The sequence below is a fragment of the Pantoea sp. EEL5 genome, from assembly GCF_049892805.1.
Classification (GTDB): Bacteria; Pseudomonadota; Gammaproteobacteria; order Enterobacterales; family Enterobacteriaceae; genus Pantoea; species Pantoea ananatis.
This window is the reverse complement of record NZ_JBNDNJ010000006.1, coordinates 1-21,089: the sequence shown is the minus strand read 5'-3', so window position 1 is coordinate 21,089 and position 21,089 is coordinate 1. Positions and strand designations below refer to the sequence as shown.

Here is a 21,089-nt window from a genome sequence, read left to right as displayed (position 1 = left end):
GAAAATCCCGCCCCGGTTCAGATCAGGCGCTTTTGCGCAGCAGACCTTGTTTTTTCAGGTAAATCAGTAAAATTGAGATGGCCGCAGGCGTGACGCCTGAGATGCGTGATGCCTGGCCGATTGAAACCGGTTTATGATCGTTAAGCTTGGCGATAACTTCATTAGAAAGGCCACTGACCTGACGATAATCAAGCGTGGCTGGCAGCAGCGTATTCTCATTACGCAACTGACGATCGATCTCTTCCTGCTGACGCGCAATATAGCCTTCGTATTTTACCTGGATCTCAACCTGTTCAGCAGCCTGTTCATCCGTCAAAGCAGGGCCAAAAGCATCAAGTGCCATCAGCTTCAGATAGGTCATTTCAGGGCGGCGTAACAGATCTTCAGCACTGGCTTCCTTCGTCAATGGAGAGCTGGTAATGGTATTTACCGCCTCAACATGTTCGGACTTAGGGTGCACCCAGATATCGCGCAGTCGCTGGCGTTCCTGCTCGATCGCTTCAAGCTTCTGGTTGAAGCGCGCCCAGCGCGCATCATCCACCAGGCCGAGTTCACGCCCGGTTTCCGTTAAACGTAAATCAGCATTGTCTTCACGCAGCATCAGGCGATATTCGGCACGTGAGGTAAACATGCGGTAAGGTTCTTTGGTGCCGAGAGTGCAAAGATCGTCGACCAGTACCCCGAGGTAAGCCTGATCGCGACGCGGTGCCCAGCCCTCTTTGTCAGCAGACTGACGCGCGGCGTTAAGCCCCGCCAGCAATCCCTGTGCTGCCGCTTCTTCGTAGCCTGTGGTGCCGTTAATCTGACCGGCAAAAAACAGGCCGTCGATAAATTTGCTTTCCAGCGTGAGTTTTAAATCGCGTGGATCAAAGAAGTCATACTCAATGGCATAACCCGGGCGCACGATCTTCGCATTTTCCATGCCCTGCATTGAACGAACGATCTGCATCTGTACGTCGAATGGCAGGCTGGTTGAGATACCGTTGGGGTAGATCTCATTGCTGGTCAGTCCTTCAGGCTCAAGGAAGATCTGATGCGAGTTGCGATCGGCGAAGCGCATGACTTTGTCTTCGATCGACGGACAATAACGTGGCCCGATCCCTTCGATGATCCCGGCATACATGGGGCTACGATCGAGGTTATTACGGATCACATCATGTGTTTTTTCATTGGTATAGGTCATCCAGCACGGCACCTGCTGTGGGTGCTGTCCGGCATTGCCCATGAAAGAGAACACCGGCATCGGGTTATCGCCATGCTGCGGGGCAAGTACGCTAAAATCGATGCTGCGTGCATCAATGCGTGGCGGTGTACCGGTTTTCAGGCGGTCAACGCGCAGTGGCAAAGCACGCAGGCGTTTTGCCAGAGGGATCGACGGCGGATCGCCTGCACGACCTCCGCTGTAGTTATCCAGCCCGATATGAATTTTTCCGTCGAGGAAGGTACCCACGGTAAGCACGACCGTTTTGGCACGGAATTTCAGGCCCATTTGGGTTACCGCACCGACAACGCGATCGTTCTCGACGATAAGATCGTCAACGGCCTGCTGGAAGATCATCAGGTTTGGCTGGTTCTCCAGCGCAGTACGTACCGCCTGACGATAGAGTACGCGGTCCGCCTGAGCACGGGTCGCCCTTACGGCAGGACCTTTACTTGCGTTTAGTATCCTAAACTGAATACCCGCCCGATCGATTGCACCGGCCATCAAACCGCCTAAGGCATCCACTTCCTTTACCAAATGTCCCTTACCGATACCACCGATGGCCGGGTTGCAGGACATTTGTCCCAGCGTATCGATGTTATGGGTCAGTAACAGGGTTTGCTGACCCATTCGGGCTGCTGCCATGGCAGCTTCCGTGCCCGCATGACCACCACCAATAACGATGACGTCAAAAGGATCTTGATAAAACATGAAGTGGTACCTCGTTGATGAATAGTCAGAGATCGTTCTCTCTGGGCCGTGGATTCTACTGAAATTATGGCTGAGGTGAAAGCAGCGGGATCGACAGGTATTAAAAGAAAAGATCTTAATTCTTTGTATGATCTTTCTGTTAGATCTCTTATTAGGATCGCCATCTCTTGTGGATATCTGCTAAAAGCACAGGATAAACAAGTGAGTAGAGAGGATCGTTACCTGTTAATGATCGGTGATCCTGATCCGTATAAGCTGGGATCAAAAGAGGACTTTATCCACAGCTCATAAAGTAAACTTCCGTTGTTCTTTGGATAACTACCGGTTATACGCAACTAAACAGGGTAGTTATCCACAAAATAAAAGACCAGATCCGGGGAAAAACAGTATCTTCTGCTGGGGATCGTCGTGATTTCCCGATCCCTGACCGGCTCAGATCGCGTCTTTCCAGGTCATCACCCACTCTTCAGCCGGATCTTCGGGGATCTCATGTTGCAGAATATCAATTTCCAGCCTTTCGCCGATGCGCTGTGCGCCACAGGTAATTAACAGAGCGTCAAGATTGCGTATCGCACCACAAAACAGATCGTATTCATGGTTGCCGATGCCGACTGCGCCAAAACGCACGGATGACAGATCGGGACGGCTTTCATCAATGGCGTCATAAAAAGGTTGCAGATTATCAGGCAACTCTCCGGCTCCGTGGGTAGAACTCACGACCAGCCAGATCCCCTGCAGGGGCACATCATGAAGCTCAGGACCATGTAGCATCTGCGTTGAGAAGCCCGCTTCCTGCAGTTTTTCTTCGAGATGTTCAGCAACATATTCGGCGCTGCCTAAGGTGCTGCCACTGATTAACGTAATGTCGGCCATCGTGCTCTCCTGAGATCAAGGTGAGCATTGTACGCTGTGATCAAGCGGTGATCCACCTGTGGAAAACAAGGTTATTAGTTTTGACAAGGGCGATACAGCCGTTGTCAGGCGGCCGATTGTTAAAGGATAAAATTGTGCACAAGCGGGTGGAAAGATCAGGGCTTGATGGTTCGCATGATGGGGTTCTGCAGGGAGATCAGGGTTTCTGTTGACTGGATTTCATCAATTGTCTGGATCTTGTTAATTAATACCTGCTGGAGAGCATCGATAGATCGACACATGACTTTAATAAAAATACTGTAATGCCCGGTGGTATACCAGGCTTCAACGACTTCATCCAGCGCGTCCAGTTTACTCAGCGCCGCCGGGTAATCACGGGCGCTTTTGAGAATAATGCCGATAAAACAACAGACATCAAAGCCCAACTGGCGGGGATCGATCTCAACCCGCGTTCCCAGAATAATGCCTGCCTGCTTCATTTTTTCGACACGGACATGAATGGTTCCCGGGCTGACGTTGAACTGTTTTGCCAGTTCGGCATACGCGGTGCGTGCATTTTCCAGTAGTGCATTCAGGATCCCCCGGTCAAGGTTATCCAGTTGCAGATGTTCGGGCATGATCGTCCTCGTTATCGTTTTTCTTCAATGAACTGAGGAGAATGTGCAGCAAAATAACGTAACTGGCAACACACCGGCAGCGGCATAAGCCGCTGCCGGTTGCCTTAACGTTTACGCCACAGAGTGACCTGCGCGAGCGTATGCTGGAATTTACGCGCCGTTTCACGGATGACGAATGGCATATCCTGTGGTGAACCTATTTGCTCAAAGTCGGCGGCCAGCAACCGTTGCAGTGCCTGCAGGGTGGTCAGGGCTTCTCCATTTTCACGTACGCCGCCCAGCCAGTTTTCCTTCGGGGTAAAGGCTTCAAGCCACGTGTAAGGTGACGACAGCACTAAGATCCCACCAGAACGCAGCATGGGCGTGACGTCCTGAAGAAAACGTGCCGGCTGACGCAGGCGATCGATCAGGTTCGAGGCCAGGACCAGATCGTAACGTGCTGGCTGAGGTTTCATGTTACAGGCATCGCCCTGAACAAACTGAATGCGCTTCGCCTGCTCACTGGTGATAGCAAAGTCCTTAAGTCGTACCTGACGGTATTCCACCAGATCGCCTTCTTCAGGTACCACGTAGCGGAAATCTTCGCCGGTGGTGAGCTGGAGCGCCACATCAATAAAGCGGGCCGAATAATCCATGCCGGTGACATGCTCAAAGTGGCGGGCCAGTTCGAAGCTTGCCCGGCCCGTGGCGCAGCCAATATCCAGCGCCTCTCCCCGATTCTGGCTGTGCGACAGTGCCAGTTTGACCAGGGCTTCTGCATAGTTATCGACGCCGAAATAGCGAGGCCCATACTGGAAATCGAGGTACTGAGAAACCATGCTGTCGGTTTCATAGGGGTTTAAGGCCATGGTTTCCTGGTGGGAAGAAATCACATAGCGAAAACCCGCATGCTGGAAAAAGTGACGGCGGAAGGCATAACGCGATGATTTGATCGCCTCATTGCCGGTGGAAATCCAGCTTCCACCTTTTATAAGTGAGTGCTTACCGTCAAAGGTGGGCGTTGAGAAATCGTCATAGAGCGGATGGACTTTAAAGCCTTCAAAGCCATTGGTTGGGGTGGTTGTCCATTGCCAGACGTTACCCACGATGTCGTAGAACTCACCCTGCGGGAACCGATCGACCGGGCAGGAAGAGGCCCAGTAAGCCAGATTAATATTGCCTGGCGCCTGCTGCCAGTCTGGCTGATCGCCTTCGACCTGTTCGCGCAGTTGATACCATTCCGCCTCACAGGGTAGCTGGACTGACTTACCGGTTTCTTCCGCTTTCCAGCGACAAAAGGCCGCGGCCTCCAACTGATTGACCTCAGCTGGCCAGTCCCACGGCATGGGTACCTCTTCACACATCAGTCGGAGTTTCAGCTGATCGGGCATCGCAGCGTTACCCACCCAGAAGGTGGGCATTTCTGCCTGTGCAAACTGGCGCCAGCCCAGGCCTTCTTCATCCCACCAGCGGGATTCCTGATAGCCACCAGCCTGCACAAATTCATAAAACTCTGCGTTACTGACCAGCATTTTGCTGGCCTTGAAAGGCTTTAGCTCAACCTGCTGAGTACCGTACTCGTTGTCCCAGCCATAGGTATCATCGGTTTTACCAAGCGTGATGTGGCCACCGGGCAGGGAGACCAGTGCGTTGGTGGGCACCAACTGACGATCGCGGCGCGCTTCCGCGCAGGCTGGCCACTGCGGTTGAGGTTTCACCCATTCGACCGGCAGCTGACGGAGCAGCACGCTGGAGGTTTCCAGGTGAATTCGTTCATGCTCAATCCCCATCAGGATCACCCAGGCCGGGCTGTCCCATGTGATGGGCAGTTCAAGCGGCATCTCCTGAATAAATTGTGTCACTAAGGCTTTTACGCTACCGCGATAGTCGCGAACGGCTTCTACAGAAGGCCAGTCGTAGTGGTTGTCGTTGAGATCATCCCAGCTCATTTCGTCCACGCCAATAGCCAGCATGGCTTCGATGCGATCGTCAATGCGGTCATCGATATAACGTCCAGCCATTAACTTGTTAATGTAGAACGTGGCGGTGTGGCCAAAGTAGAAGATCAGCGGATGGCGCAGGGGAATCGCTTTCGTAAACCATGCGCGCTGATCGTTGAGGCAGGTAAAGAGATCTTCGTACAGCGCCCATGTCTGACTAAAGTAAGCCAGCAGCTCGGCACGTTTTTGTTCGACATTTTGGCCAGAGAGCATCAGCGTCCGGGTTGGCGCAGGTAAATCGCGATGGGGTTGAACGGTGTTCACAGGACACTCCTGATTGCTGAATAAGTAATTGCAGATATTTACTATAAAGCAAAATGGAATTTCTGCTGTCTCGCTTAGCGCCGCCAGTGACGTAAAATGCGGCTTTTTAAGCCGGTATCGAAACGCCAGATATGATCGAAGATGCGCATTATGCCGGGTTTACCGTGCGTGGACATGGCGACGGCGTGGAAGTGCTGCTGCTGTTGCTGCTGGCGATGTTTAACGCTGCGTACCACCTCTTCCGGCAGGCGCTGCGCAATAAAGTCTGACACGATGACGGCATCGGCATCCTGCCACAACGGGCCTTCCATCCGTTTGACCACCGCGGAAAGACAGGCTGCGAGGTCGGTTCCGCCACGAAAACGTTGGCTGAGAAAACGGATGGCCTGCTCCAGCCCGTCATCGCCCGTTAATTCGTAACCAATTACGTCATGAGCGAATAACATGATGTAACAGCGACGGCGATCGGCCAGTGCCACTTTGAGAAGGGCCAGACAAAAGGCTTTTGCACAACGTTCATTGAACCCTCCCATTGACCCTGAGGTATCGACACAAACGATAAACGGGCCACGAGTCTGTTCTTCATGCTGCTGGTGGCTGACGGGACGTTGAGTGATTTTTTCATGCCAGGCATCGCCCTGAAGTTTGTAAGTAAGCAGTCGCTTCTCTACCAGCCTGCGGTAAAACTCAAGTTCAAGCTCGCTGACGCTCAATGCTGCCAGTTCAGGTGGCAGCAAACGTAATACGTCATCACTTTGATGAATACCGCTGACTTCTTCCGGTACGGCATCCGGTTCGCGCACCAGATGATGAAAGGCTTCCATCGGCGTATCCTGGGAGGGAACCGATTTTGCCTCACGACTCCGCCCCAGTTGCTGGGCCAGCTTCATTAATTCGGGCTGCTGTGCAAGGAACTCGCCGTATTGCAGCATCAACTGGTAATCGCCATGCTGAAGCGGCGCTTTGCCCATATCCCATAACCGTCCGGCTGCCGCTTCGTCATCGTCTGCCAGCACAGGTGCCAGTTGCCCACTCAGGGCCATACGTTGCTGTAACTCCGCCATCAGACGTTCGCGCTGCTGCTCAAGAAGTTGCTCATTAAGCGTTAACGTTTGCAGCGTAAGGCTGAGCCGCCAGCGTTGCAGGAACAGCGTATGCTGGGCAGTGCTGAGATGGCCGGGATCGTTATGAAGAAGCAGTCGTTTTGCTTCTTCCTGGAAGGGGGATGTCAGGCGTTCAAGGTGAGAAAGGGTTTCATCAAGCTGCTGGCTGAATTCACGATCGCTGAGTAACTGAATACGCTGGAATAACTGAAACTCTTCCGCCAGTGCTTCCGGGACCGGCGTGGCTTTGAGTTCGGCATCAATTTCTGCCTTCCAGCGAGGAACATCCCGTAACAGCGCCTTTTTCATGCCGGGAAATTTTTCAAAGAACAGGGCCAGTTGTGGAGACGCGAGGAGTGCCAGAATTAACTCTTCAATCAGCTCGGTCTCGCCGATTGACAGCAGGGTACTCAGCGTCTCCAGTGAGATCATTTACGCGCCTGTTTAAGTTGTTCCGCAACGTCCTGCAGGCTGGTTTCGACGCGAGCCAGCCAGTCATCACTGATAAACAGGCAACGCTGTTGCTGACTGAACAGGTGGCGTTGTTGACGCAGCTGGTTGTCGAGTTCATCCAGCGCTTCACTGATTTCTTCCGGCAACGCCTCACTGCTGCTGCTGCCGGGCAGTGTCAGTCTTGCCGTTTGTAAGCTGACATCGCGAACCGCCAGGCAATGCTGCGCATCCACCAGCATATCCACCGTTTGAGCAAATCCAATACCGTTTAATTTGCCGCGAATATCGCCGCCTTTCTGTAACCAGTGGTTCAGTGCTTCACGCTCAATAACCAGATGCGTGACCTGCATATCATGCAGCGTGAGCGGCTTTTGCAGCATCAGCGTTAACTGCGCGTCGGTAAGGCTTTCGGGCATGTCGTAATGCGGTTTACGACTGAACATGCCGCTGTGCTTCTCAAGCGTAATGGCGGCAGCCACGCTTTGCTGCTGTTGCAGGGCCAGACGTCGGGCTTTCAGTTGCTGCAACCTGAGCAACATCGCCTGCTGTTGCCAGGCATGTTGAGTCATGAGCTGATCGATTTCACGATCCAGAAGCTGCATGGATGCAACGTCATGCCACAAACAGTCTTTCAATAAGATCAGATCCAGTGGCGCAATGGTGTTTCGCCCACTGTAAAAGGCGCTGGCCTGCAACAGATGTATGGCCTTTTTCCAGCGGCGATCGGAGATGTAAGGCGCCTCGGGTAGCTTTTCCAGCTGCTGGCGTAACTGATAGATCAGTTCAAACACGTTATCGGGCAGGGTGACCTGGCTGATGCCTTGCTGCCATCGCACATACTCTTCGTCGCTGATGCGCAGCGATTCGGCGACCGGGTTGTCATTTTCATCCTGATGATGGGTCAGCATGCTGCGGAAGTTCTGCTTTTCATGCACGTTATCCAGCCACAGGCGAATTAACATGCGGTCATACAGGGCTTCGAGCCCGCTATCGGCTTCCGGCAACTCATTGGAGGCCGTGACCAGCAGGCGCATCGGAATTTTTTCTTCGCTATCGCCATTTCGGAAACGGCGTTCGTTGATGGCGGTAAGCAGCGTGTTAAGGATTGCCGGGCCGGCTTTCCAGATCTCATCCAGAAAAACGATTTCGGCATCGGGGAGATAGCCTTTGGTCAGCCGCTGATAGCGTCCTTCATCTTTTAAAGCCTGAATAGACAGCGGACCAAAGACTTCTTCCGGAGTAGAAAAGCGGGTCATCAGATATTCGAAAGCGCGGGCATGCTGGAAGGCGCATTTCAGGCGACGGGCAATCAGGCTTTTTGCTATGCCTGGCGGACCCAGCAAAAATACGCTTTCGCCGCTGAGTGCGGCGAGCAGGCAAAGGCGAATGGCATGATGTCGCTCATACAAACCTTTTTCTAACGCATTGCTGAGACGAGAAATTCTTTCTGCCAAAAGATGGGGTTGAGCCATAATCACATCAATGTCCTTACGATCGTCGAGCCGCCGCGTTTTAGCGAACGCAATACTCTATAGGGTATGATGCGCGAAAGCGTTAATCGATGTCAGCTTTTTTGTTTCAGAAGGTTCGACAGCGCGACTTTAAATGTTAATGCAGCACCAAAAAACAGTGAATGACCATCGGTTACCCGGACGGCGGTGTAGGAATTTTTGTGAATACGTGCATACTGTGCGCTTTTTGATGGCTTGTGCGCCTCTCAGACTCCAACAAAAGATAATTTTATGAGCTCGGATAATAAGCACTCACTAGGCGGATTAACGCTGGCTGCCATTGGTGTCGTCTACGGGGATATCGGCACCAGCCCGCTTTATACCTTACGCGAATGTCTTTCGGGGCAGTTTGGCTTTGGCGTGGAGCGGGATGCGGTCTTTGGCTTTCTTTCGCTGATTTTCTGGCTGCTGGTGCTGGTGGTATCGCTGAAATATATCAGCTACGTCATGCGCGCAGACAATGCCGGAGAAGGCGGCATCTTGACGCTGATGTCCCTGGCGGGGCGACATACGGGCGGGCGAGCCACCGCAATTCTGGTGATTATGGGGCTGATTGGCGGCAGTTTTTTCTACGGCGAGGTGGTGATCACCCCGGCGGTTTCTGTCCTGTCGGCGATTGAAGGTCTGGAAATTGCGGCGCCAAGTCTCGATAGCTACATCGTGCCCATGGCCATCGCCGTCCTGACACTGTTGTTTGTCATTCAAAAACACGGGACCGGCATCGTGGGTAAACTCTTCGCGCCCGTCATGCTGTTGTGGTTTATTGTCCTGGCCGTGTTGGGTGCGCGCAGCATTCTCAATAATCCCGAAGTATTGCAGGCGCTCAATCCTTACTGGGCGCTGCACTTTTTTGTCGAATACAAGTCTGTCTCCTTCTTTGCGCTCGGCGCGGTGGTGCTCGCAATCACAGGCGTCGAAGCGCTGTATGCGGACATGGGGCACTTTGGTAAATTCCCTATCCGGCTGGCATGGTTTGTGGTGGTGCTGCCTTCGCTGGTGCTCAACTACTTTGGTCAGGGCGCGCTGTTACTGAAGCAGCCGGAAGCGATTAAAAACCCGTTCTTCCTGTTGGCCCCCGACTGGGCGCTGATCCCCATGCTGATTCTGGCGACCTTAGCCACCGTTATTGCTTCACAGGCGGTGATTTCCGGGGTCTTCTCATTAACCCGACAGGCGGTACGTCTGGGTTATTTGCCGCCAATGCGCATCGTCCATACATCGGAAAAAGAGTCGGGGCAGATCTACATCCCCGTGATTAACTGGCTGCTTTATTTCTCTGTCGTGATTGTCATCATCGGCTTTGAGCATTCGAGTAACCTGGCTGCGGCTTACGGGATTGCGGTCACGGGCACCATGGTGCTGACATCCATTCTGTGTGCGACCGTTGCGATACTGAACTGGCACTGGAATCGTTATCTGGTGGGGCTGATTTTAGTGGCGATGCTGTGCATTGATGTGTCGCTGTTCTCGGCCAACCTGATTAAAATTTTCTCCGGCGGCTGGCTGCCCCTGACGCTGGCGCTGATGATGTTTATTGTGATGACAACCTGGAAGAGTGAACGCTTTCGGTTGCTGCGCCGCATGCATGAGCACGGCAATTCCCTGGAAGCAATGATTGCTTCTCTGGAAAAGTCACCGCCTGTTCGCGTACCCGGCACTGCGGTTTACATGTCTCGCGCGCTGAACGTGATTCCTTTTGCCATGTTGCATAACCTTAAGCATAACAAGGTGCTGCATGAGCGCGTCGTGCTGTTAACGCTGCGTACCGAAGATGCGCCATACGTACACAACGTCAGGCGCGTCACCATTGAGCAGTTGTCGCCCACCTTCTGGCGCGTGGTAGCCAGTTACGGCTGGCGTGAAACGCCGAACGTTGAAGAGATTTTCCACCGCTGTGGCCTGGAAGGACTTAACTGCCGCATGATGGAGACCTCTTTCTTTATGTCCCATGAGTCGCTGATCATTGGAAAACGCCCCTGGTATTTGCGTCTGCGCGGCAAGCTGTTTATGACGTTACAACGCAATGCGCTGCGTGCGCCCGATCAGTTTGAGATCCCGCCGAATCGGGTTATCGAGCTGGGAACGCAGGTCGAGATTTAAACGGCTGTGCCTGCCTGTCAGGCACAGCGTTTCACCAGTGCAGCGTGACGCACAATCCGCCGCCGGGATGTTGACTGAAGTGCAGCGACATACCGTGCAACTGGGCAATATTGCGTACGATCGATAAACCCAGCCCACTGCCGCTTTTCTCCTGCCCCGGCGGACGCCAGAAACGTTCGCCTAAACGCTGCAACTCCGCTGCCGATAAACTGTTTCCGTTATCCTCCACCCGCAACGTATTCGGGCTGAGCACGATGTCAACGCGGCTGCCCGGCGGTGTATAGCGGATAGCGTTATCCAACAGATTTCTGATCAGCAGTGACAGCAGCAACGCGTGTCCCGAAATAACCGGATCGGCTTCAGCGTTAAGGCGCAACGTAATGTCAGCCTTATCTGCCAGTGGCAGCTGTGAAGCCAGCGTGTCCTGTGCCACCTTTTTTAACATGACGGGCTGGAACGTATTGCGAACATCCTCGGCTTCAATGCGGGAAAGGGTAAGCAGCTGATCAACCAGACGAGTGGCGCGGGTAATACCCGCATCCAGCTGTTGCAGCGCGTGAGTGCGCATCGCCTCGTCATCGGCGGCCAGTTGAATGACCTCGCTTTGCACTCGCAGTGCGGCGAGCGGGCTGCGTAATTCGTGTGCGGCATCCGAGGTAAAACGGCGTTCCCGCTGCATCATGGTATGAATACGGCTGAACAGGCCGTTCAGGGCGTCAATTAACGGTCGTACCTCTTTGGGAACGCGATCGGCCTGCAAGGGCGCATCATCGTCAGGTGCCCGCCCGGCAAGCTGGTGGCTGAGTTTCTTCAGCGGATGAAGTTCATACCACACCAGGCCCGTTAACATCAGCAACATAAAAGGTAATGAGATCAGCCAGGGCAACATGCTGGCATCGACCAGATCTTTTGCCATATCGTCACGGTATTCCCATTCCTGACCCACCACGACGCGGTAACGTTGATCGGGCGTAGTCAGCCAGACAAAACGCCAGAGATCGTCATCCCCGTTAAGCTGGCCATCCTGGAAACCTTGATGATCCGCATTAAAGGGCAGATCTTTGCCATTATCACCGTCGTTGAGGACCTGTTTTCCCTCCCGGTCAAATACCGCGAAAGCCAGCGCGTCATCGTCCTGTTCGCCACGATTGTGATCCAGCAACTTTTTCGTTTTTGGCAGCGACGTGCCGTTCAGCGTCGTGAAGTCCAGGGTCAGCAGGCGCTTAGCAAGCAGCATCTGTTGCGTATCAAACAGCTCGTTAACGGTGTCACGTGTTTTATACCAGGCGCTGAGCGTGGCCGCTCCCCAACAAATGCCCAGTATCAGCACCAGACCAATGCCAAGGCGTAAAAACAAACTCATCGATCGCATTCGCTTTCCCCCAGCGTATAGCCCACGCCGTGGATGGTGCGGATAAAGCGGTTACCGAGTTTTTTACGCAGATGATGGATATGCACTTCTACCGCATTGCTCGACACTTCGGTATCCCAGGTATAGAGCTTTTCTTCGAGCTGGCTTCGCGTCAGTACCCGATCCGGATTTCGCATAAACAGCTCAAGCAGGGCCAGCTCACGGCTTTTTAACGCGATATTTTCGCCGTTTCTTTCCACGCTGAGATTACCGGGAATCAACACTACATCGCCATGACGCAGTTCGGGCTGGAGTTGCCCGTGGCGGCGGCGAATCAGTGCCTGTAAGCGTGCGGCAACTTCTGTAAGGGCAAAGGGTTTGCACAGGTAATCGTCAGCCCCCATCTGTAATCCTTCAACGCGTTGATCAAGCGCATCGCGGGCGGTAAGGATAAGAACCGGGACATCGTGCCCCTGCTGACGCCATTGACGCAATATGTCCAGCCCGTCACGCTCAGGCAGTGATAAATCGAGTACGACCGCATCCCACGGCGCCGCCGTTAATGCCTGAAAACCGGCCTCGCCAGAGACAAACCAGTCAACGCTGAATCCCAGCTTACTGAGTCCCGCTTTAATGCCGTCTCCAATCAGGCGGTCGTCTTCAATCAGTAAAATTCGCATCGCTTCTCCCTTTTAGTAAGCGATTTATACGAAGGCGAATGGGGGTTGTACAGTGAGTTTGGCTAAAAACTGCGTTTATTTTTGCCTTAAGATCCTGTTAAGAACTCTATGTTTTACTACAGTCACTACCCTAACTGCTTCATGGACAAGAGGTGACAAAATGAAAAAGTATGCTGCACTATTAGCCGTAACCATGCTGGCTTCCGCGCCGGTCTTTGCTGCACAACAAGGCGGATTTGTTGATCCAAATGCGCCAGCGCCGGCCGCACATCAGCAGCAGGGCGGTTTCAAAACCGATCAAAGCAGTGTTGTAACGGTGAAACAGGCTGAAGAGATGAAAGATGACAGCTGGATTACCGTTCGTGGCCAGCTTGAAAAGCAGATTGGTGACGAAGACTACGTGTTCCGTGATCAGACCGGCACGATGAAAGTAGAAATCGATCATAAGCGCTGGAATGGGCTGACCGTTTCACCCAAAGACCGTGTTGAACTGACCGGGGAACTGGACAAAGATTTCAACAGCATCGAGCTGGACGTCAAACAGGTCAAAAAGTTGCCCTGATTCTGCCCCAATGGACCGCCCAGGCGGTCCATTTTTCCCTTCTGATTGCCCCCTAACTCAAATTCTGGTCTGCAACAGCGAAACGTTTCGATAGCGATCACAAATTTCTTATTCAGTGGTTGAATTGTAACCTTCATTTAATACACTCCTGAAAGCGAAACGTTTCGCTCTGGAGTGGAAAAATGAAAAAAGGTCGCCTGTTAAACGCTGAACTCTCTTACGTCATCGCCCGCCTGGGCCATACGGATACATTGACGATCGCCGATGCGGGGTTGCCGATTCCGGCAGAAACGCAGCGTATCGATCTGGCACTGATACCGGGTACGCCAGGATTTATGCAGGTGGTTGAAGCGGTAACGCATGAGATGCAGGTGGAAAGCGCCTTTATCGCGGAAGAAATTAAGCAGCATAATCCGCAGCTCCATAGCGAACTGATCGCCGTGCTCGACGCATTGCAACAGCACCAGGGAAATACCATTAGTATCCACTACATCAGTCACGAACAGTTCAAACAACAAACACAGCGTAGTCAGGCGGTCATTCGCAGCGGAGAGTGTTCTCCGTTTGCGAATGTCATCCTGAGCGCAGGTGTGACCTTCTGAGGCCATTATGCAACCGTTACTGCAGCTTAAAGGCATCGAAAAATCATTTCCGGGCGTCAAAGCACTGAATGGCGCATCGTTGTCAGTCTGGCCGGGACGCGTCATGGCGCTGGTGGGGGAAAACGGCGCGGGCAAATCGACCATGATGAAAGTGCTTACCGGCATTTACAGTCGTGATGGCGGTTCACTGTTGTGGCTGGGTGAAGAAACGACGTTTAGCGGACCCAAGGCTTCTCAGGAAGCGGGCATTGGTATTATCCATCAGGAACTTAACCTGATCCCCCAGTTAACCGTCGCGGAAAACATTTTTCTTGGCCGCGAATTCGTTAATGGCCTGGGCTGCATCAACTGGAAACGGATGTATGCCGAAGCTGACGCGCTGCTAAAGCGCCTGAATTTACGTTTTAACAGCCACAAACTGGTGGGCGATTTATCCATCGGCGATCAGCAAATGGTCGAGATCGCTAAAGTGCTGAGCTTTGAGTCGAAAGTCATCATTATGGATGAGCCGACCGACGCGCTGACCGATACCGAAACCCTGTCGTTATTCCGCGTTATCAACGAGCTGAAAGCACAGGGATGCGGCATCGTCTATATCTCCCATCGCATGAAAGAGATTTTTGAGATTTGCGATGATGTCACGGTGTTCCGTGATGGTCAGTTTATTGCTGAGCGTGCCGTCAGCGATCTGAGCGAAGAAAGCCTCATTGAGATGATGGTGGGCCGTAAGCTGGAAGATCAGTATCCCCATCTGGACGAGGCGCCTGGCGACGTGCGCCTTAAAGTCGAAAACCTCAGCGGGCCTGGCGTCGATAACGTCTCGTTTACCCTGCGCAAAGGTGAAATTCTTGGCGTGTCTGGCCTGATGGGCGCTGGGCGCACCGAACTGATGAAAATCCTCTACGGTGCTGCGCCCCGCAGCGCCGGGCAGATCTGGCTGAGTGGACGTGAAGTGGTGACCCGCTCACCGCAGGATGGCCTTGCCAATGGCATCGTGTATATATCGGAGGACCGTAAGCGCGATGGCCTGGTGCTGGGCATGTCAGTCAAAGAGAACATGTCTCTGACCGCACTGCGCTACTTCAGTCACCTGGGCGGCAGGCTCAGGCACGCTGAAGAGCAGCTCGCCGTCAGCGATTTTATCCGTCTGTTTAACGTTAAAACCCCGTCAATGGAGCAGCCGATTGGCCTGCTATCCGGCGGTAATCAACAGAAAGTCGCGATTGCCCGCGGATTAATGACGCGCCCCAACGTGTTGATTCTCGATGAACCGACGCGCGGTGTTGACGTGGGGGCAAAAAAAGAGATCTATCAGCTCATTAACCAGTTTAAGGCAGAAGGGCTGAGCATTATTTTGGTGTCGTCGGAAATGCCTGAAGTTCTGGGCATGAGTGACCGTATTGTCGTGATGCATGAAGGCCGTTTAAGCGGCGAATTTACCCGTGAAGACGCTACCCAGGAAAGCCTGATGGCCGCAGCCGTTGGTAAGCAACACAGTGAGGATTTAGTTGTATGACCACCCAAACCGTTCCGTCTAACCGTCGCTGGTTCAGCAAAGCCTGGCTGCTTGAGCAAAAGTCGCTGATTGCGCTGATTGTGTTGATTGCCGTGGTCGCCAGCCAGAGCCCTAATTTCTTTACCGTGGCAAACCTGTTCAACATTTTGCAGCAGACATCGGTCAACGCCATTATGGCGGTGGGCATGACGCTGGTTATTCTGACGTCAGGTATCGATCTCTCTGTGGGATCGCTACTGGCGCTCACAGGTGCGGTGGCGGCATCGCTGGTGGGAATGGAGGTGAATGCCTTTGTTGCGGTTGCGGCCTCGCTGGCGCTGGGCGCAGCCATTGGCGCGGTGACCGGTACCATTGTCGCGCGCGGTAAGGTGCAGGCTTTTATCGCCACGCTGGTGATGATGCTGTTACTGCGCGGTGTCACCATGGTTTATACCAACGGCAGCCCTGTGAATACCGGCTTTAATGACAATGCCGATCTGTTCGGCTGGTTTGGTATTGGTCGTCCGTTGGGGATTCCTACACCCGTATGGCTGATGGTGCTGGTGTTCGTGGCGGCCTGGTACATGCTGCACCACACGCGGTTGGGCCGCTACATCTATGCACTGGGGGGGAATGAAGCCGCAACACGTCTCTCCGGTATCAACGTCAATCGGGTCAAAGTCATTGTTTATTCGCTGTCTGGCATGCTGGCGGCGCTGGCGGGTTCTATCGAAGTCGCCCGTCTTTCGTCCGCGCAGCCGACAGCCGGAACAGGCTATGAACTGGATGCGATTGCCGCCGTTGTATTAGGCGGTACCAGCCTGGCCGGAGGTAAGGGCCGGATTGTTGGCACCTTAATTGGCGCATTAATCCTTGGCTTTTTGAACAATGGTTTAAATCTGATGGGTGTATCGTCGTATTACCAGATGATCGTAAAAGCGGTAGTCATTCTGCTGGCGGTGCTGGTGGACAATAAAAGCAGCAAATAACTCAGACCTTAATACAGGATAAAATGATGAAAAAGTTAACTGCATTAGCTGTGATCCTTGGTGCAACGCTCAGCGCCAGCGCAATGGCTAAAGATACCATTGCCTTAGTTATCTCTACGCTGAACAACCCGTTCTTCGTTTCACTGAAAGACGGCGCACAGAAAGAAGCCGATAAACTGGGCTACAACCTGGTCGTGCTGGATTCACAGAACAACCCGGCAAAAGAACTGGCTAACGTTCAGGACTTAACCGTGCGCGGGACGAAAGTGCTGTTGATTAACCCGACCGATTCTGACGCTGTCGGCAACGCCATCAAAATGGCTAACCAGGCGAAGATCCCGGTGATCACCCTGGACCGCGTAGCTGCACAGGGTACGGTAGTCAGTCACGTTGCATCTGATAACCGCTTTGGCGGCAAGATGGCGGGTGACTACATCGCACGTAAACTGGGTGATAACGCGAAAGTGATCGAGTTAGAAGGCATCGCAGGGACCTCTGCTGCGCGTGAACGTGGCGAAGGTTTTAAACAGGCTGCTGACGCACATAAATTCCAGATCCTGGCCAGCCAGCCGGCAGACTTTGATCGTACCAAGGGTTTGAACGTTATGCAGAACCTGCTGCAGGCGCACCCGGATGTTCAGGCGGTGTTTGCACAGAATGACGAAATGGCACTGGGCGCGCTGCGTGCACTGCAAACTGCAGGTAAAACCGATGTGATGGTCGTCGGTTTCGATGGCACACCTGATGGCGTGAAAGCCGTTGAAGGTGGCAAGCTGGCCGCAACCGTGGCTCAGATGCCAGAGAAAATTGGCATGATCGGCGTTCAGACTGCTGATAAAGTGCTGAAAGGTGAAAAAGTGCAGGCGGTCAATCCGGTCGATCTGAAACTGGTTACCAAATAAATCAAAGAAAAGCAGGGCATTGCGCCACCCGTCGGTGGCGCACTTATTTTGGACTCCTCCAATGAGCAAAAACGCAAAACTGGCCGTTCTTGGTAGCATTAATGCTGACCACATTCTTAATCTGGCTCATTTTCCCCGCCCTGGCGAAACGGTGATCGGGCAGAAATACCAGATTGCGTTTGGCGGTAAAGGCGCGAATCAGGCGGTTGCCGCGGGTCGTGCGGGTGCGAATATCGCTTTTATAGCCTGTGTTGGCGCTGATGACATTGGCGAACGTATTTGCCAGCAGCTCGCGCAGGACAATATTGATACGCATCCAGTAGAAGCCGTCGAGGGTGAATCTACGGGTGTGGCGATGATTTTCGTGAATGGCGAAGGCGAAAATAACATTGGCATCTATTCCGGCGCCAACGCGGCATTGACGCCGCAGTATGTTGAACGTCACCAGCAGGTCATTGCCCAGGCGGATGCCTTACTGATGCAGTTGGAATCGCCCCTGGACAGCGTTTTGGCTGCGGCGACGTTGGCCAGACAGCATCAGACCCGCGTGATTTTAAATCCTGCTCCGGCAACGAAACTGTCTGATGATTTGTTAGCGCTTATCGACATCATTACGCCGAATGAAACTGAAGCTGAAATTCTGACCGGTATTGCGGTAAATAATGATGATGATGCAGCACGTGCCGCCGCCGCATTGCATGAAAAAGGTATTGCTACCGTTTTGATCACCCTGGGACGCCGTGGCGTCTGGCTCAGTGAAAATGGGAAGGGACAACGTATTGCCGGCTTTGAGGTCAACGCGGTCGACACCATTGCTGCTGGCGATACCTTTAACGGTGCGTTTATCACTGCGCGCCTTGAAGGTAAGGCCATGCATGATGCCGTTCGTTTTGCCCATGCCGCCGCGGCAATTGCGGTAACCCGTTCAGGTGCGCAGCCTTCTGTACCGTGGCGTGCGGAAATCGACGACTTTTTACAGCAGCAGGGTTAAGCGCTTGGCTACGATGAAAGATGTCGCCCGACTGGCGGGTGTCTCAACTTCAACGGTTTCACACGTCATCAACAAGAACCGTTTTGTCAGTGACGGCGTGCGTGAAAAAATTGAACAGGCGATCCGCGAACTCAACTACGCGCCGTCGGCATTAGCGCGTAGCCTCAAGCTTAACCAAACCAATACCATCGGCATGCTGCTGACTGCCAGTAGCAACCCTTTTTATGCAGAAGTCGTGCGTGGGGTGGAAGACAGTTGCTATGAGCGGGGATACAGTCTGATTCTTTGTAATACCGCTGGCGACGAAGCGCGCATGAATCGTAGCCTGGAAACGCTGCTGCAAAAGCGCGTTGATGGCTTGCTTATCATGTGTACCGAGAGTCATCTGCCTTCGGCCGAAATCCTTAATCGTTATCCTTCTATCCCAACGGTGATGATGGACTGGGCACCTTTTGAAGGCCATGGCGATATTATTCAGGATAACGCGTTGTTAGGGGGAGAGCTGGCCACGCAGCACCTAATTGACAGTGGCTACTCGCGTATTGCCTGTATTTCTGGGCCGCTTGATAAAACACCTGCACGCATGCGACTGGAAGGTTATTACCAGGCGATGCAGAAAAGCGGTCTGCATGTTCCGCCAGAATATGTTGTCAGTGGCGACTTTGAGTTTTCAGGCGGCTACAACGCAATGTTTGAATTGCTGGCGCTGGAAACGCCGCCGCATGCTGTTTTTACCAGCAATGACGCGATGGCGGTTGGCGTTTATCACGCATTGCATCAGGCCGGACTGCAGATTCCACAGGATATGGCGGTGATGGGATATGACGATATTGAACTGGCTCGCTATATGTCACCGCCGCTGAGTACTATTCATCAACCTAAAGACGAACTGGGCGAACTGGCGATAGATACGCTGATTCACCGCCTGAGCAATCCCGACGTCAGCCAGCAAACGCTGGTACTGACGCCGGAGCTGGTGCCGCGAGGCTCGGTTTAAGCCTTTTTCTTTTTATCGCGATTGCTGATCAGGTTACGTCCATCACCATTGCGCAACATCATAAATGTTAGCGCCGACAGCACGGTTACGATGCCCATCGTCAGGAAGGTGGAATGGAACTGTTCTACCGTCGTGCTATCAAACTCCTGATAAAAACGCAGTACAGCAGCGCTGACCGCTACACCGAAACTGATCGCCAGTTGTTGTGTCACGGCTAGCACGCTATTGCCGCCACTGGCGTTGTCGTCATCTAAATCAGCCAGCGTAATGGTATTCATCGCCGTAAACTGGGTGGACATCGCCATACCCAGCAGAAAGAGCGGTATCAATAACAATGCGATGCTTTCAGAAGGTGACTGCAGTGAAAAGCTGGCAATCATTAACCCGATAATCACCGTAATGCTGACCAGCAAGCGGCGATAACCAAACCAGCGCAGCAGTTGCGTCACGCTTTGTTTTGCCAGAATAGATCCTACGGCCGTGGGTGCCATCATGCATCCCGCCAGAATAGCCGAGTAACCGAAACCCACCTGAAGCATCAGCGGCATCAAAAACGGCACACAGCCTGTACCAAGCCGCGAGGCGATGTTGCCAATAATACCTACCGAGAAGGTGCGGGTCTTAAACATCGGCAGATTAATAAGGGGAGAGGGATGACGTCGGGCGTGCGCAATATAAAGAAGCAATAACACAACACCGCCACACAATACCCCGGCCGCAATCCAGGGCGAGACGATACGCTCACCAAACAGCTCTATCCCGGTGGAGATCATCACCAACCCGATGCCGAAGAGTAAAAAGCCCAGAAAGTCGAAGCGGCGTTTAGGGGTAGTAAAGTCAGGCATATATTTACGCGCATAGAATATGCCCAGTATGCCAATAGGGATGTTAATCAGGAATATCCAGTGCCAGGTGGCATACGTCACCATTACACCGCCCAACAGCGGCCCCAGGATTGGCCCCACTAACCCCGGCATCGTCACAAAGTTAAGGATGGGTAAGAGTTCACTGCGCGGATAGGCGCGCAAGAGTGCCAGGCGCGCTACCGGCATCATCATGGCACCACCAACGCCCTGAATGACACGGGAGGTAACCAGAACAGATAAAGAAGGCGACAAGGCGCAGGCTAACGAGCCAAGGGTAAAGAGCGAAACGGCAATCATGAAGATTTTGCGTGTGCCGTAACGATCTGCAAGCCAGCCGCTGACGGGGATAAGCATGGCAACGGTTAAGGTGTAGCTGATGACGGCGGACTGCATGGCAAGCGGGGAACGGTCAAGACTGGTGGCGATCGCGGGCAGGGCTGTGTTCAATATCGTGGCATCCAGTGACTGCATAAAGAATGCCATAGCGGCAATCCATGGCAGACCGGCCATACTGCGCGCGGATTTAATCATTGAGCGTCCTTCGTAATGTTTTCAGCAAAGATAATGAAGAAGAATAGCATTGGCAGAAATGCACAATACGCCTCTTTCAAAGACTACGTGGTGATTTCCGTGCGTTGTTTAGGCAGGAAGTGGTTCTTTTTACCTCGTTCGTTTAAAAATAAACCGCTCAGACATTTTTTTATAATTAATGCTTGTCACTCAGAAAGAACTCCCTATAATGCGCCTCCACTGACACGGCACAACGGCTTACGTAACGCGGTGTTCAGCAGGAGGCTCCCAGGAGTTTCCGCCGGAGAAAAACTTCTGAAAAAGAGGTTGAC

18 protein-coding genes and 1 pseudogene are annotated in these 21,089 nt (G+C 53.0%); 10 read left to right on the top strand and 9 right to left on the bottom strand.

What is annotated here, in order from left to right; all coding sequences use genetic code 11:
* Positions 1-22: 22 nt before the first annotated feature.
* Entirely contained in the window at positions 23-1,912 is a 1,890-nt protein-coding gene (gene mnmG, locus ACPXSQ_RS18850) for a tRNA uridine-5-carboxymethylaminomethyl(34) synthesis enzyme MnmG (protein ID WP_029569302.1), read from the bottom strand.
* A gap of 66 nt (positions 1,913-1,978) precedes the next feature.
* On the opposite strand from mnmG, the gene ACPXSQ_RS18845 reads away from it, so the two are divergent.
* A complete protein-coding gene (locus ACPXSQ_RS18845) occupies positions 1,979-2,203 on the top strand; it encodes a hypothetical protein (protein WP_275269792.1) in 225 nt (74 codons plus the stop codon).
* 141 nt (positions 2,204-2,344) lie between these two features.
* On the opposite strand, the gene mioC is transcribed toward ACPXSQ_RS18845, so the two are convergent.
* The 5 genes from mioC to ravA all read right to left on the bottom strand — a co-directional run bounded on the left by mioC (position 2,345) and on the right by ravA (position 8,673).
* A complete protein-coding gene (mioC, locus tag ACPXSQ_RS18840; RefSeq protein WP_133345129.1) occupies positions 2,345-2,785 on the bottom strand; it encodes an FMN-binding protein MioC in 441 nt (146 codons plus the stop codon).
* 155 nt (positions 2,786-2,940) lie between these two features.
* Positions 2,941-3,402: a transcriptional regulator AsnC gene (asnC, locus tag ACPXSQ_RS18835; protein ID WP_013023927.1), complete on the bottom strand. Its 462-nt coding sequence runs from the start codon at positions 3,400-3,402 to the stop codon at positions 2,941-2,943.
* A gap of 104 nt (positions 3,403-3,506) precedes the next feature.
* Positions 3,507-5,645 carry a 5-histidylcysteine sulfoxide synthase gene (gene ovoA, locus ACPXSQ_RS18830; RefSeq protein ID WP_176698722.1) on the bottom strand — a complete coding sequence of 713 codons (2,139 nt, stop codon included), beginning with the start codon at positions 5,643-5,645 and terminating at the stop codon, positions 3,507-3,509.
* Between the two features lie 74 nt (positions 5,646-5,719).
* Positions 5,720-7,180 (bottom strand): ATPase RavA stimulator ViaA, encoded by a 1,461-nt coding sequence (gene viaA / locus ACPXSQ_RS18825; protein ID WP_426144236.1) that lies wholly within the window; start codon positions 7,178-7,180, stop codon positions 5,720-5,722.
* On the bottom strand, positions 7,177-8,673 hold the full coding sequence (gene ravA / locus ACPXSQ_RS18820) for an ATPase RavA (RefSeq protein WP_014332973.1): 1,497 nt from the start codon (positions 8,671-8,673) through the stop codon (positions 7,177-7,179). Before ravA ends, viaA begins: the two co-directional genes overlap by 4 nt.
* 270 nt (positions 8,674-8,943) lie before the next feature.
* Here ravA and kup point away from each other — a divergent pair, with 270 nt between their 5' ends.
* Positions 8,944-10,812 (top strand): low affinity potassium transporter Kup, encoded by a 1,869-nt coding sequence (kup, locus tag ACPXSQ_RS18815; protein ID WP_014332974.1) that lies wholly within the window; start codon positions 8,944-8,946, stop codon positions 10,810-10,812.
* 31 nt (positions 10,813-10,843) lie between these two features.
* Here the strand turns inward: kup and qseC are convergent, their stop codons facing one another.
* Complete coding sequence (qseC, locus tag ACPXSQ_RS18810) at positions 10,844-12,184, bottom strand: quorum sensing histidine kinase QseC (protein ID WP_104932996.1); 1,341 nt, start codon at positions 12,182-12,184, stop codon at positions 10,844-10,846.
* Complete coding sequence (gene qseB / locus ACPXSQ_RS18805) at positions 12,172-12,843, bottom strand: quorum sensing response regulator transcription factor QseB (RefSeq protein ID WP_014332976.1); 672 nt, start codon at positions 12,841-12,843, stop codon at positions 12,172-12,174. The genes qseC and qseB overlap by 13 nt, the downstream gene beginning before the upstream one ends.
* A gap of 160 nt (positions 12,844-13,003) precedes the next feature.
* Between qseB and ACPXSQ_RS18800 the strand changes: the two genes are divergently transcribed.
* The 7 genes from ACPXSQ_RS18800 (at position 13,004) to rbsR (ending at position 19,381) form a co-directional block, all read left to right on the top strand.
* Positions 13,004-13,405, top strand: coding sequence for a YgiW/YdeI family stress tolerance OB fold protein (locus ACPXSQ_RS18800; RefSeq protein WP_019104646.1), 402 nt, complete (start codon positions 13,004-13,006; stop codon positions 13,403-13,405).
* Positions 13,406-13,587: 182 nt separating this feature from the next.
* The gene (gene rbsD, locus ACPXSQ_RS18795; RefSeq protein WP_014594925.1) at positions 13,588-14,007 is read left to right on the top strand and encodes a D-ribose pyranase; all 420 of its coding nucleotides are present in this window, start codon (positions 13,588-13,590) and stop codon (positions 14,005-14,007) included.
* 7 nt (positions 14,008-14,014) lie between these two features.
* Positions 14,015-15,523 (top strand): ribose ABC transporter ATP-binding protein RbsA, encoded by a 1,509-nt coding sequence (rbsA, locus tag ACPXSQ_RS18790; RefSeq protein ID WP_426144235.1) that lies wholly within the window; start codon positions 14,015-14,017, stop codon positions 15,521-15,523.
* A complete protein-coding gene (gene rbsC / locus ACPXSQ_RS18785; RefSeq protein ID WP_013023916.1) occupies positions 15,520-16,491 on the top strand; it encodes a ribose ABC transporter permease in 972 nt (323 codons plus the stop codon). Before rbsA ends, rbsC begins: the two co-directional genes overlap by 4 nt.
* A 26-nt stretch (positions 16,492-16,517) precedes the next feature.
* Positions 16,518-17,393, top strand: coding sequence for a ribose ABC transporter substrate-binding protein RbsB (rbsB, locus tag ACPXSQ_RS18780; RefSeq protein WP_026020887.1), 876 nt, complete (start codon positions 16,518-16,520; stop codon positions 17,391-17,393).
* Positions 17,394-17,454: 61 nt separating this feature from the next.
* Positions 17,455-18,384 carry a ribokinase gene (gene rbsK, locus ACPXSQ_RS18775; RefSeq protein WP_014594922.1) on the top strand — a complete coding sequence of 310 codons (930 nt, stop codon included), beginning with the start codon at positions 17,455-17,457 and terminating at the stop codon, positions 18,382-18,384.
* 13 nt (positions 18,385-18,397) lie between these two features.
* On the top strand, positions 18,398-19,381 hold the full coding sequence (gene rbsR / locus ACPXSQ_RS18770) for a ribose operon transcriptional repressor RbsR (protein WP_014604728.1): 984 nt from the start codon (positions 18,398-18,400) through the stop codon (positions 19,379-19,381).
* Here the strand turns inward: rbsR and mdtD are convergent.
* Positions 19,378-20,778, bottom strand: a complete 1,401-nt coding sequence (gene mdtD, locus ACPXSQ_RS18765) for a multidrug transporter subunit MdtD (RefSeq protein WP_210454360.1) — start codon at positions 20,776-20,778, stop codon at positions 19,378-19,380. The two genes, rbsR and mdtD, sit on opposite strands and share 4 nt — an antisense overlap.
* Before the next feature lie 33 nt (positions 20,779-20,811).
* Between mdtD and ACPXSQ_RS18760 the strand changes: the two are divergent.
* Positions 20,812-21,089, top strand: a pseudogene (locus ACPXSQ_RS18760) (hypothetical protein); the annotation flags it as partial.

Bases quoted from the DNA above. Each gene is read 5' to 3' on its own strand.
- mnmG (WP_029569302.1), bottom strand. From the start codon at position 1,912: ATGTTTTATCAAGATCCTTTTGACGTCATCGTTATTGGTGGTGGTCAT.
- ACPXSQ_RS18845 (WP_275269792.1), top strand. From the start codon at position 1,979: ATGGCTGAGGTGAAAGCAGCGGGATCGACAGGTATTAAAAGAAAAGAT.
- mioC (WP_133345129.1), bottom strand. From the start codon at position 2,785: ATGGCCGACATTACGTTAATCAGTGGCAGCACCTTAGGCAGCGCCGAA.
- asnC (WP_013023927.1), bottom strand. From the start codon at position 3,402: ATGCCCGAACATCTGCAACTGGATAACCTTGACCGGGGGATCCTGAAT.
- viaA (WP_426144236.1), bottom strand. From the start codon at position 7,180: ATGATCTCACTGGAGACGCTGAGTACCCTGCTGTCAATCGGCGAGACC.
- ravA (WP_014332973.1), bottom strand. From the start codon at position 8,673: ATGGCTCAACCCCATCTTTTGGCAGAAAGAATTTCTCGTCTCAGCAAT.
- kup (WP_014332974.1), top strand. From the start codon at position 8,944: ATGAGCTCGGATAATAAGCACTCACTAGGCGGATTAACGCTGGCTGCC.
- qseC (WP_104932996.1), bottom strand. From the start codon at position 12,184: ATGCGATCGATGAGTTTGTTTTTACGCCTTGGCATTGGTCTGGTGCTG.
- qseB (WP_014332976.1), bottom strand. From the start codon at position 12,843: ATGCGAATTTTACTGATTGAAGACGACCGCCTGATTGGAGACGGCATT.
- ACPXSQ_RS18800 (WP_019104646.1), top strand. From the start codon at position 13,004: ATGAAAAAGTATGCTGCACTATTAGCCGTAACCATGCTGGCTTCCGCG.
- rbsD (WP_014594925.1), top strand. From the start codon at position 13,588: ATGAAAAAAGGTCGCCTGTTAAACGCTGAACTCTCTTACGTCATCGCC.
- rbsA (WP_426144235.1), top strand. From the start codon at position 14,015: ATGCAACCGTTACTGCAGCTTAAAGGCATCGAAAAATCATTTCCGGGC.
- rbsC (WP_013023916.1), top strand. From the start codon at position 15,520: ATGACCACCCAAACCGTTCCGTCTAACCGTCGCTGGTTCAGCAAAGCC.
- rbsB (WP_026020887.1), top strand. From the start codon at position 16,518: ATGAAAAAGTTAACTGCATTAGCTGTGATCCTTGGTGCAACGCTCAGC.
- rbsK (WP_014594922.1), top strand. From the start codon at position 17,455: ATGAGCAAAAACGCAAAACTGGCCGTTCTTGGTAGCATTAATGCTGAC.
- rbsR (WP_014604728.1), top strand. From the start codon at position 18,398: ATGAAAGATGTCGCCCGACTGGCGGGTGTCTCAACTTCAACGGTTTCA.
- mdtD (WP_210454360.1), bottom strand. From the start codon at position 20,778: ATGATTAAATCCGCGCGCAGTATGGCCGGTCTGCCATGGATTGCCGCT.